A 13,238-nucleotide genomic window follows, 5' to 3' on the forward strand; every position below is an offset into this window, starting at 1 on the left:
CGTCAGGGCTTGATGATCACCTTGCCCGTGACCTTGCGCGCGGCCATCGCCTCCAGCGCACGCGGGGTGTCGGCCAGCGCATAACGGGCCGAGATGTGCGGGCGGATCTTGCCTTCGCCGAGCCAGCCCAGAAGCTGCATCATGCCGGCCAGGTTGGCCTTCGGCTCGCGCTTGACGAACTCGCCCCAGAACACGCCCATCAGCGAAGCGCCTTTCAGCAGCGCCAGGTTCAAAGGCAGTTTCGGAATTTCGCCGTTGGCGAAGCCCACTACCAAGTAGCGTCCACGCCAGCCAATCGAACGGAATGCTGGTTCGGCATACTCGCCGCCGACTGGATCGTAAATGACGTCCGGCCCCTTGCCGTCGGTGGCGGCCTTGATCGCCTCGCGCAGGTCGCCGCTGCTGTAGTTGATCAGGACATCGGCGCCGTGCTCCTTGCAGACGGCCAGTTTTTCTTCGCTGGAAGCGGCGGCAATGACGCGCGCACCTAAAGCCTTGCCGATCTCGATGGCCGCCAGGCCCACGCCGCCGGCGGCGCCCAGTACCAGCATGGTTTCGCCGGCCTTCAGTTGCGCGCGGTCCACCACTGCATGGTGCGAGGTGCCGTACGTGAGGGTGATTGCGGCGGCGGTATCGAAATCCATCCCAGGCGGCATGGGCATCAGCGCGGCGGCGGGCGCCAGCAACTGCTCCGCAAAGCCGCCGTGGGCGGAAAATGCAATCACCTTGTCGCCCGCTTTGTAGCCTTGCACGCCTTCGCCCACCGACAGGACCACGCCGGACACCTCATTCCCCGGCGTGAAGGGCAGGGCGGGCTTGTACTGGTACTTGCCCTGGATGATCAGCACATCGGGGAAGTTGACTGCGGCCGCCTTCACCTGCAGAACCACCTGGCCCGGGCCAGGCTGCAGATCGGGCAATTCTTCCAGCACCAGCGAGTCGGGCAAGCCCCATTCCTTGCAAACGATAGCCTTCATACAGTCTCCATTATTTAATCGAACGATCGTGCGATTATGCCCCAGAACACTTTGCGCCTCCACAAAGTCTAGCGCGCCGCAGGGGAATACATTGGGCTGGCAAGGGGAGGCGATTGCCATGAGTATCCGGTACGGCTGCTTTTTCAGTTACGCGCATGGCCAGCACGCATATATGAGCCACTTCAAGGACGATCTGGTCGATGCCTTGAAGTGCTATCTTGAGCCCCACTTCGACAACGAGACCGAACTCTTTGTCGATAGCGAGCAACTGGGTGGCGGTGATGATATCGATCGGCGGCTCGCCCTGGCCATGTGCCAGAGCGTGTCGATGATCATGATCTACACGCCAAAATACGAGGCCCACCCATATACCCGGCGCGAATTCGCCGCCATGCAGATGATCGAGGCCGAGCGCAGCGGCTGGTACGAGCTGCCAAGCCATTTGATCATCCCCGTGATCATGACCCGCCACCCACTGAGCCTGCCGCGCCAGATCAGCGAACCGGGCATGTATGTGGACTTTTCGCGTTACACCCTGGCGACCGGGGAGTTGAAAACCAACCCCGATTACCTGCCCGATATCCGGCGCATCGTGGACCGCATCACGATGCATTACCACTGCCTGAAGGCGAGCATGCCAGCCGATCACGATTGCAGGAATTTCGTGCTGCCCCCGCCCCCGCCGGAATGGCGCCCGCCGGCGCCGCCGCATTTTCCTCGCTAGAAAATACACTGAAAGAGCGCCATGGAACACCTACGCCTGCACCTGCCGCTGCTGCCCGCAGCGGGCGAAGTCACCACCTTCTATTCCTATAAGGGCGGCGTAGGCCGCACCATGGCGCTGGCCAACCTTGGGCATATGCTGGCGCAGCACCGCGCGGCTCCGGTGCTGCTGGTGGACTGGGACCTGGAGGCTCCCGGCCTGCATTACTACTTTCCCGGCGCGCCGGAAGCACCTGGCGTGCTGGATCTGTTCGAAGCCTGCCGCGACCAGTTGCTCGAGCGCGCCGGCCTCTACGCGAGCGAGCAGGCGCTGGCCGAAGCGGTGCTCGACGCCGTGCGCTGGGAACAATACCTGGTGAAGGCATGCGATGACCGGCCACTCTGGCTGCTGCGCGCTGGGCGGTGCGATGGCAGCCATGCGGAACGCGCGGCGACGATGGACTGGCAAGGCCTGTTCGACGCTTGCCCCGCGCTGTTCCGCACCTTTGCCAAGCGCCTGGCGCGTCATTTCGGCCATGTGCTGGTTGACGCGCGCAGCGGGCGCGCCGATTGCGCGGCCATTTGCACCACGCTGTTGCCAACGCGGCTGGTGCTGGTGTTTGCGCCCAACCGCCAGAACTACGACGGCCTGCAGGACCTGGTGGCGCGCGCCACCGGCTACCGCAGATGTCATGAGGAAGAGCAGCGCCAGCTCCTGGTCTATCCGCTACCCTCGCGCATCGACCTGGCGAATGAGGAGCACTGCGAGCAATGGCGGCGAGGCGAGGGCGGCTACCAGCCCTTGTTCGAAAGCCTGCTGGCCGAGGCCTATGGCTTGCCCTGGCTGTCGCTGGAGGACTATTTCAACGCCGTGCAACTGCCGCACTGCGCCAGCCTGGCCTGTGGCGAGCCGCTTCCGGCCCAGGCACTGCAGGACGGCTACGGCGCCTTCATGCAATGGTTCCGCGAGGGCCTGTGCCCCTGGCAAAAGCTGCCATCAGCCGCGCCGGCTGCGGCAAATAACCACCACAGCTTGCCGTTGCAGCAAGAACGCACGGGCTATTGGCCGCTGCCTGCAACAATGTAAATTTGTCAGCCGCCGCGCGGCGCGGGCGTCGTTGCTTCAGGTAAAATTCCCTGTATGAGAATCCTTATCAGTAACGACGACGGCTACCTGGCGCCTGGCATCAATGCGCTGGCGGAAGCCCTGCAGCCTATCGCCGATATCGTGGTTGTGGCGCCTGACAGCAACCGCTCCGGCGCCTCCAATTCGCTCACGCTGGACCGCCCTTTGTCAGTGCATCAGGCGGCAAATGGTTTCTATTTTGTTAATGGAACGCCGACCGACTGCGTCCACATCGCCTTAACCGGTTTGCTGGACCATGTGCCTGACCTCGTCGTTTCCGGCATCAACAACGGCCCGAATATGGGCGACGACACCCTGTATTCCGGCACCGTGGCGGCCGCGACGGAGGGCTATCTGTTCGGCGTTCCGGCCATGGCTTTTTCGCAAGGTTCCTACGGCTGGACCAATATCGATGCCGCCGCCCGTGTGGCGCGCGAACTGGTCGAGCGCTACCTGGAACTGCTGGCGCGGCCCTATCTGCTCAACGTGAACATCCCAGCCTTGCCATACGAGCAACTGGGCCCGCTGACGCCGACCCGCCTGGGCCGCCGCCACCAGGCCGAGCCCGTGGTCAAGGCGCTCGACCCGCGCGGCCGCGAAATTTACTGGATTGGCCCGCCGGGCGCCGGCAAGGATGCAGGCGAGGGTACCGACTTCCATGCCGTGGCGAATGGCCGCGTGTCGGTGACGCCTTTGCAGATCGACCTGACCCATCGTCAACAACTCGATTCCCTGGCAAAGGCCATCGCATGAGCGACAAGACCCGCACTTTCCCGTTGCCCCTGTCTTCGATTACCGACAAGAGCCCGGCGAAAAAACCGGTCTACAACACCGTGGCCACGCCACAAACCGCCACCCAGAACGCCGCGCGCACGGCAGCGGCCACTCCGGGCGGCTGGCGTCCGCCGCAGCCAGTAGCTTCCCCGTCGCGCGCCCATTCCTATGCCCAGGAACGCGCCCAGGTGCAGATGGCTCCTGTCATTCCGCCGCGCGCCCACGCGCTTGTATCGGACGGCGTGCGCCGCGCCATGGTGCAGCGCGTGGCCAAGCAGGGCGTGAGCGATCCAGTGGTGCTGGGTGCACTGGATACCGTGCCTCGCCATATGTTCATGGACGAAGGCCTGGCGCCGCAGGCGTATATCGACGCCTCGCTGCCGATTGGCCACCACCAGACCATCTCGCAACCATACATCGTGGCGCGCATGATCGAGGTGATGCGCGCCGGGCAGGATTTGCACCGCGTGCTGGAAATCGGCACCGGCTGCGGCTACCAGGCGGCGGTGCTGGCCTGCGTGGCAAAAGAGGTGTATTCGATCGAACGCATCAAGCCCCTGCACGAACTGGCCAAGACCAATCTGCGGCCGATGCGGGTGCCGAACCTGCGCTTGCACTACGGAGATGGTATGCTAGGCTTGCCGCAGGCGGCGCCTTTCGATGGCATCATCCTTGCCGCTGCGGGCCTGGAAGTACCCCAGGCCTTGCTGGATCAATTGAATATCGGCGGCCGCCTGGTCGCCCCGGTCGGGGCTCGCACCCAGCATCTCGAACTGGTGACCCGTGTCAGCAAGAACGAATGGGTGCGCCAGACGCTGGAAGACTGCCACTTTGTGCCGCTTCGCCCTGGCACCGTTTAACACACAGACTTATAGAATGACGAAGAAATATTCCCTATTACTCATCGCGGCTTCGATGGTCCTGCTGACCGGATGTCCGTCCGTGCCGACCCAGGCCCCGATCGAAGACCGCTCGGTCCCGCAACCTGCGGCGGCGGTCAAGGTCGCTCCGGCCGAGGAGCCGAAAGACAAGGAAGGCCAATACACCGTCCACAAGGGCGACACCCTGATCCGCATCGCATTCGACCGCGGCCTGAACTACCGCGAACTGGCGGCCTGGAACAATATCGCGAACCCGGATGACATCAAGGTCGACCAGGTGCTGCGCCTGTCGCCGCCGGAAGGCGTGCAGACCTCCGCCGTGCCGATGCCGCCGCAGATCGAAAAGACCCCGCCGCCGCCGCGCAAGACTACGCCGAAGGGTGAAAAACGCCCATATTCCGAGACTGCCGTGGCGGAGCTGCAGAAATCCGACGAGCGCGCCGAAAAACCAGCGCTGATGGCCAGCCTGGCCCCAGCACCGGCGCCGGCGCCGGCAGTGTCCATGAGCGCCGAAGACCGAGACCTGGCCTGGACCTGGCCGTCCGACGGGCGTGTAGTGGCCCAATTCGACGAGGGTAAGAACAAAGGTATCGACATCGCCGGCCGCGCCGGACAACAAGTGTTGGCTGCCGAACGAGGAAAAGTGATGTATGCCGGTAGCGGCATCCGCGGATATGGTAATCTCGTCATTGTGAAGCACAGTAACAGCCTGTTGTCGGCCTATGCCCACAACCGGGCCATCCTCGTGAAGGAAGGCCAGGAGGTGCGCAGGGGGCAGGCAATTGCTGAAATGGGGGACTCCGATACCGACACGGTCAAGCTGCACTTTGAGATAAGGCAGCAGGGCAAGCCGGTGGATCCATCGAAATTCCTGCCTAACCGCTAGATAAGCACCCATGACACGCTCGCCGAATGACCAACTGGAAGACGACTCGATTCCTGAGGAATTCCCGGACGAGCCGATCGATGAAGTAGCGGTCGATTCCATGGAACCGGACGGCGAGGTTGCGGTTGAAGGCAGCAGCGCCGTCCTGGAAACCGTCGACGAGCTGAAAAAAGTGCTCGCGGCGGAACTCTCCACCGACACCACCCAGCATTACCTGAACCAGATTGGCACCCGTCCCTTGCTGACGGCGCCGCAGGAAGTGCATTTCGCGACACTGGCCAAGCAGGGCGATTTCTCCGCCCGCCAGACCATGATCGAGCATAACCTTCGGCTGGTGGTGTCGATCGCCAAGCATTACATCAACCGCGGCGTGGTCCTGCTCGACATGATCGAGGAGGGCAATATCGGCCTGATGCGCGCCATCGACAAGTTCGAGCCCGAGCGCGGTTTCCGTTTTTCGACTTATGCCACATGGTGGATCCGCCAGAGCATCGAGCGCGCAATCATGAACCAGGCGCGCACGGTGCGCTTGCCTGTGCACATGGTGCGCGAATTGAACCAGATCCTGCGCGGTAAATATCACCTGGAGGCGCAGCACCACAACGGCAAGGATGCCACGGCGGAGGATATCGCCGACCTGGTGGGGCGGCCGGTGGAGGAGGTGCAGGATATCCTGGCCTTGTCCGAACATGCCACCTCGCTCGATGCGCCGCTGGATAACGATCCGCAGTCTTCGCTGATGGATATGCTGCCGGGGGATTCGGAGGATTCGCCGGATGCCCGCGCGGAGCATCACGAAATGACAGTGCTGGTGCGTGACTGGCTGACCAAGCTGCCGGACAAGCAGCGCATTGTGATCATGCGGCGCTTTGGGCTGGACAACGATGATCCGGCCACGCTGGAGACCCTGGCCGAGGAGATGGGCGTGACGCGGGAGCGGGTACGCCAGATCCAGCAGGAGGCGCTGGTCAAGCTGAAACGCGCCATGGCGGCACGCGGCGTGGTCCGCGATTCGCTGCTCTGAACCCGGTAGGTCTGGGTCAGACCCTCGGGTCTGACCCAGACCTACCGGGTTTTGGTATCATAGCGGGCTTTGGGCGCGCAACGCGCCGGCTGCAACCTTAATCGCTATGCAAGACAACATCGTCGAAATCAAATCCCTGGACATGGATGCCCGTGGCGTTGGCCACATCGAGAACGAAGACGGCTCGCCGGGCAAGGTCGTTTTCATCGAAGGCGCGCTGCCGGGTGAGCAGGTCAGCTTCGAGCTGCTGCGCAAGAAGAAAAACTGGGAGCAGGGCCGCATGACCGCCCTGCACAAGGAATCGTCGATGCGCGTCAAGCCGAAGTGCGAGCACTTCGAGATTTGCGGCGGCTGCTCCATGCAGCACCTGGACGCTTCGGCCCAGGTGGCGATCAAGCAGCGCGTACTGGAAGACAACCTGTGGCACCTGTCCAAGGTCAAGTCCGACACCATGATGCGCCCGATGTACGGCCCAACCTGGGGTTATCGCTACCGCGCGCGCCTGTCCTCGCGCTACGTTGCCAAGAAGGGTACCGTGCTGGTCGGCTTCCACGAAAAGAAATCGGTCTTCGTTGCCGATATCCAGAGCTGCCAGATCCTGCCTAAGCACGTGTCGGACATGATGATGCCGCTGCGCGCCCTGATCCACTCGCTGACCATCTTCGATAAAGTGCCGCAGCTTGAACTGGCCGTGGGCGAAGACAACACCGTGCTCGTGATGCGCAATATGGTGCCGCTGGGGGCGGGCGACGAAGACAAGCTGAAAGCCTTCGCCGACAAATACAAGATCCAGTGGTGGCTGCAGCCTAAGGGCCCGGACACCGCGTATCCGTTCTACCCGGCCGACAAGGAACTGTATTACACGCTGCCGGAATTCGGCATCAAGATGCCGTTCAAGCCGACCGACTTCACCCAGGTGAACCACCACATCAACCGCGTGCTGGTGCACAAGGCGCTGCGCCTGCTGGACGTGCAGAAGGATGAACGCGTGGCCGACCTGTTCTGCGGCCTGGGCAACTTCACGCTGCCGCTGGCGACGATGGCGCGCGAAGTGGTGGGTATTGAAGGTTCGACTGCGCTGACCGAGCGTGCGCTGGCCAACGCCAAGGTGAACGGCGTCGATGGCCACACCACCTTCCAGTGCCGTAACCTGTTCGAGATCACCAAGGACGACCTGATCGCCCTGGGCAAGTTTGACCGCATGCTGATCGACCCGCCGCGCGATGGCGCGATGGCCCTGTCGCTGGCGCTGGCGGAACTGAAGGAGAGCAATCCGGACATGCTGCCGAAGCGCCTTGTCTACGTATCTTGCTCGCCGTCGACCCTGGCGCGCGACGCCGGCGTGCTGGTGCACCGTGCCGGCTATCGCATGTCGCAAGCGGGTGTGATGAATATGTTCCCGCACACCTCCCACGTTGAATCGATGGCGGTTTTCGACCTCGTTTAAGCGCGTTCGAAGTCGATATAGTCGCCGAGCTTCCAGCTGCTGCCGTCGGGGCTCCACTCGTAGGTCATGCGGAAGCGGTTCGGCGCTTTGCGTTCGAAGATAAAACGCTCCTGGCGTGCACCGGGAGCGACGGGGGCGCCGACTTTGACGAATTCGACTTTCCCGCCATTCCAGCCGCTGCTTTCGAAGCGGCGCGCGCCCCCGAAGTTATCGCTGACTGTCATGATCAGCTTTCCCGAGGACTTTTCCACACCCCACATGCCGAGCGCCTTATAGCTGTTGGGCGCCTTGTCCGTGTGGCGGTACAACAGCCATTGGCCATCCAGCTCGCGCTGGAAATCCGTGTCGGCTTCAATCTTCTTGCCATTGCTGAAGGCGCCAGCGCCGGTCCAGTGGCCAGAGAAGAAAGTGGCCATGTCTTCATCAAGGATTGGGGTGTCTGCCGCGCGCGCGGCGCCAGCGAGGCAGAACATCAGGGCGATCAGTTTGCGACGCATGTTTTCAATGAATGGGTTGCAAGGATCGCCAGTTTAGCAACAATGCAAGCGCGCTGCTGATCTTAGCTAGGCAAGCCGGGAAAGCAGGGTTGCCATGCTGCTTGCCAAGCCAACCATGCCGAGCAAGATGGCGATCAGCAGCCCGATGATCCAGCGCTGGCCTTGCTCGAGCGCGACAATGCGCGCCGTGAGCCGTTGCTCGAGTTCCGCGAGGCGGGTGTCGACATAGGCGCGCATGCGCTCTTCGGATTGCGAAATTGCAGTTGCGATGGCGGCCGCAATTTCAGCGCGCAATTCGACGCCAAGCAATCTGATTTCGCAAGCGAGGTCAGGCAATTTCTGTTCCATTTTTCGAATGCGTTCTTCGTGATCGGGGGAATCCGCTTCCAAGATAGGCTCCGGCGGGTGGCAATGCCATAGTGTTTCGCCAACCGTGCGGATGCGGATCGAGGTGGCGCAAAGGTGCGCCACAGGTGATTATTGGCGGCGCTTGTCGCGGAAGAAGCGCCAGGCTTCCTCGGCCGATTCAAAGTCGGCATTCTGCGCGCCAAGCAGGAAGTCAGCGATCCATTGCATGCGGAACTGGATGCTCGGCTCGCTGTGGCCGCCTTTGTCGACCTTGATCAATTCCACTTGCATGCCTTGCGGATCGCTGCCCCAGACGTAGCGGTGGGCGGAGGTGTCGCCTGACTCCTTGCGATGGGGCAGGGCGGCATCCTGCGTGACGGCATCCGGCAGGTGGTCCAGCTTGCGCCAGAGGGCCAGGGTCTGTTCCACGGAGAGCGAGACGCCGCGGCCATGCAGCATGCGGCCGCCTATGTCGCCGCCGCCGTAAGGCACGATCTTGTCGGCCGTGCCGTGAATGACCATAACAGGCAATGGCGCACTTGGCGCGGGGCATAGGCTCCTGGCGGGCCAAACTGCGGCCATGGCGGCGATGCCTGCCAGGCGCTGCCCGATTTCCACGCCAAGGCGGTAAGTCATGCCGCCGCCATTCGACATGCCCATGACATAAATGCGCGAAGGGTCCGCGTTATGGTCGGCGATCGCCTTGTCGATCAGTGCGGAGAGGAAGCCAACGTCGTCGGTCTTGGGGCTGGTCGTGGCGTCGGCGCGGCAATCGTTCCAACCGGTCTTGTGGTCGCTGCCCTTGACGCCGTCCGGCGCGATGACCAGCACTTGCTCGCGGTCGGCGATGGCCAGCCATTGCTGTAAAGGATCCCGCAGGCGCTCGCGGCCAAAGACCAGGTTGGCCGAGCCCATGTGCCCATGCAGCACCAGCACCAGCGGTCGCTTGCCGGCTGCCGGCTGCTGCGGTTCCGCCAGCAGATAGTGGCGGGCGCCGTTGGGGCGCTGTATGTCGGCGGAAGTGATGGTGGCTGCGTGCAAGGCGCAAGGCAGCACGGCGGCGATGGCGGCGATGGCGCCGAGGGGCAGGGCTTTCATGAAACGATGGTAACAAAAAAGCCGGCGCTGAGGCCGGCTTTCGGGGGAGGCACGGTGAGCGCTTATTCGCGGTCGCCGGCCAGGCCCAGCAGGTTCAGCAGGGCGGTGAAGATGTTATACACGTCCAGATACAGGGCCAGGGTGGCGGAGACGTAATTGGTCTCGCCGCCGTTCACGATCTGCTGCACGTCGAACAGGATGTAGGCCGAGAAGACGGCGATCACCAGCACCGAGATCACGATCGACAGCGCGCTCATGCCCAGGAAGATGTTGGCGATCGAAGCCAGCATCAGGATGATCACAGCGGCGAACAGCCATTTGCCCATCATCGAGAAATCGCGCTTGGACACGGTGGCGTAACTGGCCAGGCCTGCAAACACAGCCGCTGTGCCGCCGAAGGCAGTCATGATCAGGCTGCCGCCGTTGGCGAAGCCCAGGGTGCGCTGCAGAAGCGGCGTCAGCATCAGGCCCATGAAGAAGGTGAAGCCCAACAGCAGGGCGACGCCCAGTCCGGAATTCTTGTTCTTCTCAATGGCGTAGAAGAAGCCGAAAGCGATACCCAGGAACAGCAGGGCGCCCATGAAGCCGCGCGGGATCGGCACGCCGAACATGACGCCGATGGCGGCGCCCAGCACGGTCGGGATCATCGACAGTGCCAGCAGCCAGTAAGTGTTGCGCAGCACGCGGTTGCGGATCAGCGCGTTGTCGGTCGCGACTGCACTACCGAATTGATGTACGTTTTGCATAGTTAAATGCCTCCTTTACCAAAAAGCATAGCATGCCGCTGACTGGATGTGGACTTTCTCCCTTAGGAAACCCTTAAATTTACGTAAGGGATGCCCGTAGAAGTTCTGTACTAGCGTTTCCATGGGCATATAGAGTGAACTATGTTAAAATCTAGGGTTGATCGGGAATCTAATTTCTTGTTTTAAACCTTTCTTTTTATTGGAGTTTTTCATAATGGCAATCGAACGCACCCTGTCGATCATCAAACCTGACGCAGTAGCCAAGAACGTGATCGGCCAGATCTACAGCCGTTTCGAAGGCGCAGGCCTGAAAGTGATCGCTGCCCGCATGACCCAGCTGTCCCGCGCTGAAGCCGAAGGCTTCTACGCTGTGCACGCTGCTCGTCCTTTCTTCAAGGATCTGGTTGACTTCATGATCTCCGGTCCTGTGATGATCCAGGTTCTGGAAGGCGAAGGCGCGATCCTGAAAAACCGCGACCTGATGGGCGCTACCGACCCGAAGAAGGCAGAAAAAGGCACCATCCGTGCTGATTTCGCTGACTCCATCGACGCTAACGCTGTTCACGGCTCCGACGCCGCTGAAACCGCTGCTGTGGAAATTGCCTACTACTTCCCAGCACTGAACGTTTACTCCCGTTAATTTCCCCTAGCGGTAGTATTGAAGTAAAGTAGTATTGCTTTTGCCCCGGTCCCTCGGTCCGGGGCAAAGCCGTTTTTGAAATTGAGTAAAAAAGCATGGAAACATCTCTCACCAATCTGCTGGATTTCGATCCGGAACAACTAGTCGCCTACTGCGCCGAGCTGGGGGAGAAGCCTTTCCGTGCCAAACAGCTGCAGCGCTGGATCCACCAATTCGGTGCGTCCGACTTTGACAGCATGACCGACCTGGCCAAGTCCCTGCGCGAGAAGCTGAAGACGCGCGCCCACATCGTGGCGCCGACCGTCATCAGCGACCACACTTCCACCGACGGCACCCGCAAATGGCTGGTGGACGTTGGTAATGGCAATGCCGTGGAAACCGTGTTTATCCCGGAAGAAAACCGCGGCACGCTGTGCATCTCTACCCAGGCCGGTTGCGCCGTGAATTGCCGTTTCTGCTCGACCGGCAAGCAAGGCTTCAACCGCAACCTGACCGTGGGCGAAATCATTGGCCAGCTGTGGATGGCCGAATTCGCGCTGCGCCAAACCAAAGGCATCGAACCCGGCCCGAAAGGCGAGCGCCAGATCACCAACGTGGTGATGATGGGCATGGGCGAACCGCTGCTGAATTACGGGCCAACCGCCACCGCGCTCAAGCTGATGCTGGACGATAACGCTTACGGCCTGTCGCGCCGCCGCGTGACCCTGTCCACCTCGGGCGTGGTGCCGAATATCGACAAGCTGTCGCAAGACGTGCCGGTGGCGCTGGCGGTATCGCTGCACGCCTCCAATGACAAGCTGCGCGATGAACTGGTCCCGCTGAACAAGAAGTACCCGCTGAAGGAACTGCTGGCGGCGTGCAAGCGCTATCTGGAGTTCGCGCCGCGCGACTTCATCACATTCGAGTACTGCATGCTCGATAATTACAACGACACGGACGAACACGCGCGCGAGCTGATCGCGCTGGTGAACGACCCGGTGGTTGGCGTCAACTGCAAGTTCAACCTTATTCCTTTCAACCCCTTCCCGGAATCGGGCCTGCTGCGCTCCAAGAACCCGCGCATCAAGGCTTTTGCTGAAATTCTGATGAATGCGGGCATCGTAACCACCATCCGTAAGACCCGCGGCGATGATATCGACGCGGCTTGCGGCCAGCTGGCGGGCGAAGTGAAAGACCGCACCCGCGTGGCTGAACGGATGGAGAAGATGTCCGAGTATCAAAAGAAGTACGGCGCCGATTTCGGCAAGATTGTGGAGATTCGTTCCTGATGACCGATTTCGCCCAGCGCCGCTTCAAGTGCCTGGCCGCGGTTGCGTTGGCCGGCTGTTTGGCGGGCTGCGCGACTGGCGAGGGCCCTAGTGGCAAAGAAGAGCTGAAAACCGCTTCCGACCAGACGTCAGCGCAAAAACGCGCCGAGATTCGCATGCAGTTGGCGAGCGGCTATTTTGAGCAGGCCAATTATCCGGTGGCGCTCGATGAAGTGAAGAAGGCGATCGCCGCCGATCCGCAGAACGCCAACGGCTACAGTCTGCGCGCCATCATCTATATGCGGATGGGCGAGAAGGAGCGGGCGAACGACAACTTCCTGCAAGCACTGAAGCTGGCGCCGAACGATCCAGACCTGAACAATAATTACGGCTCCTTCCTGTGCCAGAACGGCCGTGTCAAAGAGTCGTTCAAGCACTTTGACGCAGCACTGGCGAATCGCAATTACCAGTCGCCTGCGGGCGCCTTGAACAATGCCGGCTCCTGCGCGCTGAAGGACAAGAACAATGACCTGGCCGAACGTTACCTGCTGCAGGCGCTGAAAATTGCGCCGGAAGTGCCGGAAACGAATATTGGCCTGGCCAAGGTGTACTATGCGCAGCGCGATTATCCGCGCGCCAGCTTCTTCATCCAGCAACTGCATAAGGTAGCGAAACTGGATGCCTTGCCGGCCGACGTGCTGTGGCTGTCGATCAAGGTGCAGCACAAGATGGGCGACCAGGGCATGGAGCAGGGTTTTGCGACCCAGCTGCGGCGACATCACGCCGATTCGCCGGAGTACGCAGCGTATCAACGTGGGGCGTTTGATGAGTGAGAACGGGGAACG

The 13,238-nt window shown here is 61.6% G+C and carries 15 protein-coding genes; 10 read left to right on the forward strand and 5 right to left on the reverse strand.

The genetic code is table 11. The features are described 5' to 3' along the window. Positions 1-2: 2 nt before the first annotated feature. Entirely contained in the window at positions 3-977 is a 975-nt protein-coding gene (locus AC1RTP_RS01845; RefSeq protein ID WP_498604298.1) for an NADPH:quinone oxidoreductase family protein, read from the reverse strand. Between the two features lie 118 nt (positions 978-1,095). Between AC1RTP_RS01845 and AC1RTP_RS01850 the strand changes: the two genes are divergently transcribed. The 7 genes from AC1RTP_RS01850 (at position 1,096) to rlmD (ending at position 7,817) form a co-directional block, all read left to right on the forward strand. Beyond that, the gene (locus AC1RTP_RS01850) at positions 1,096-1,701 is read left to right on the forward strand and encodes a toll/interleukin-1 receptor domain-containing protein (protein ID WP_498604299.1); all 606 of its coding nucleotides are present in this window, start codon (positions 1,096-1,098) and stop codon (positions 1,699-1,701) included. Positions 1,702-1,722: 21 nt separating this feature from the next. Further along, positions 1,723-2,766, forward strand: a complete 1,044-nt coding sequence (locus AC1RTP_RS01855) for a KGGVGR-motif variant AAA ATPase (RefSeq protein ID WP_498604300.1) — start codon at positions 1,723-1,725, stop codon at positions 2,764-2,766. Positions 2,767-2,820: 54 nt separating this feature from the next. After that, positions 2,821-3,558 carry a 5'/3'-nucleotidase SurE gene (gene surE, locus AC1RTP_RS01860; protein ID WP_498604302.1) on the forward strand — a complete coding sequence of 246 codons (738 nt, stop codon included), beginning with the start codon at positions 2,821-2,823 and terminating at the stop codon, positions 3,556-3,558. Continuing rightward, positions 3,555-4,439 carry a protein-L-isoaspartate(D-aspartate) O-methyltransferase gene (locus AC1RTP_RS01865; RefSeq protein WP_498604303.1) on the forward strand — a complete coding sequence of 295 codons (885 nt, stop codon included), beginning with the start codon at positions 3,555-3,557 and terminating at the stop codon, positions 4,437-4,439. The genes surE and AC1RTP_RS01865 overlap by 4 nt, the downstream gene beginning before the upstream one ends. 16 nt (positions 4,440-4,455) lie before the next feature. Next, the gene (locus AC1RTP_RS01870) at positions 4,456-5,346 is read left to right on the forward strand and encodes a peptidoglycan DD-metalloendopeptidase family protein (RefSeq protein WP_498604304.1); all 891 of its coding nucleotides are present in this window, start codon (positions 4,456-4,458) and stop codon (positions 5,344-5,346) included. 10 nt (positions 5,347-5,356) lie between these two features. After that, positions 5,357-6,370, forward strand: coding sequence for an RNA polymerase sigma factor RpoS (gene rpoS / locus AC1RTP_RS01875; protein ID WP_498604305.1), 1,014 nt, complete (start codon positions 5,357-5,359; stop codon positions 6,368-6,370). Between the two features lie 106 nt (positions 6,371-6,476). Further along, positions 6,477-7,817 carry a 23S rRNA (uracil(1939)-C(5))-methyltransferase RlmD gene (gene rlmD, locus AC1RTP_RS01880; RefSeq protein ID WP_498604306.1) on the forward strand — a complete coding sequence of 447 codons (1,341 nt, stop codon included), beginning with the start codon at positions 6,477-6,479 and terminating at the stop codon, positions 7,815-7,817. Here the strand turns inward: rlmD and AC1RTP_RS01885 are convergent. The 4 genes from AC1RTP_RS01885 to AC1RTP_RS01900 form a co-directional block, all read right to left on the reverse strand. Further along, positions 7,814-8,314 carry a hypothetical protein gene (locus AC1RTP_RS01885; protein ID WP_498604307.1) on the reverse strand — a complete coding sequence of 167 codons (501 nt, stop codon included), beginning with the start codon at positions 8,312-8,314 and terminating at the stop codon, positions 7,814-7,816. The two genes, rlmD and AC1RTP_RS01885, sit on opposite strands and share 4 nt — an antisense overlap. Positions 8,315-8,380: 66 nt before the next feature. Beyond that, on the reverse strand, positions 8,381-8,662 hold the full coding sequence (locus AC1RTP_RS01890) for a hypothetical protein (RefSeq protein ID WP_498604308.1): 282 nt from the start codon (positions 8,660-8,662) through the stop codon (positions 8,381-8,383). A gap of 129 nt (positions 8,663-8,791) precedes the next feature. Next, positions 8,792-9,760, reverse strand: coding sequence for a CE1 family esterase (locus AC1RTP_RS01895; RefSeq protein WP_498604310.1), 969 nt, complete (start codon positions 9,758-9,760; stop codon positions 8,792-8,794). 62 nt (positions 9,761-9,822) lie between these two features. Next, positions 9,823-10,506, reverse strand: a complete 684-nt coding sequence (locus AC1RTP_RS01900; RefSeq protein WP_498604311.1) for a Bax inhibitor-1/YccA family protein — start codon at positions 10,504-10,506, stop codon at positions 9,823-9,825. A gap of 214 nt (positions 10,507-10,720) precedes the next feature. Between AC1RTP_RS01900 and ndk the strand changes: the two genes are divergently transcribed. From ndk to pilW, 3 genes are all read left to right on the forward strand, one after another. Beyond that, positions 10,721-11,146 (forward strand): nucleoside-diphosphate kinase, encoded by a 426-nt coding sequence (gene ndk, locus AC1RTP_RS01905; RefSeq protein ID WP_498604312.1) that lies wholly within the window; start codon positions 10,721-10,723, stop codon positions 11,144-11,146. A gap of 95 nt (positions 11,147-11,241) precedes the next feature. Then, complete coding sequence (gene rlmN / locus AC1RTP_RS01910) at positions 11,242-12,414, forward strand: dual-specificity RNA methyltransferase RlmN (RefSeq protein WP_498604314.1); 1,173 nt, start codon at positions 11,242-11,244, stop codon at positions 12,412-12,414. Further along, positions 12,414-13,226, forward strand: coding sequence for a type IV pilus biogenesis/stability protein PilW (gene pilW, locus AC1RTP_RS01915; RefSeq protein ID WP_498604315.1), 813 nt, complete (start codon positions 12,414-12,416; stop codon positions 13,224-13,226). The genes rlmN and pilW overlap by 1 nt, the downstream gene beginning before the upstream one ends. The last annotated feature ends 12 nt before the right edge of the window (positions 13,227-13,238 follow it).

The sequence above is a fragment of the Pseudoduganella sp. GW821-FHT11H04 genome, from assembly GCF_058807935.1.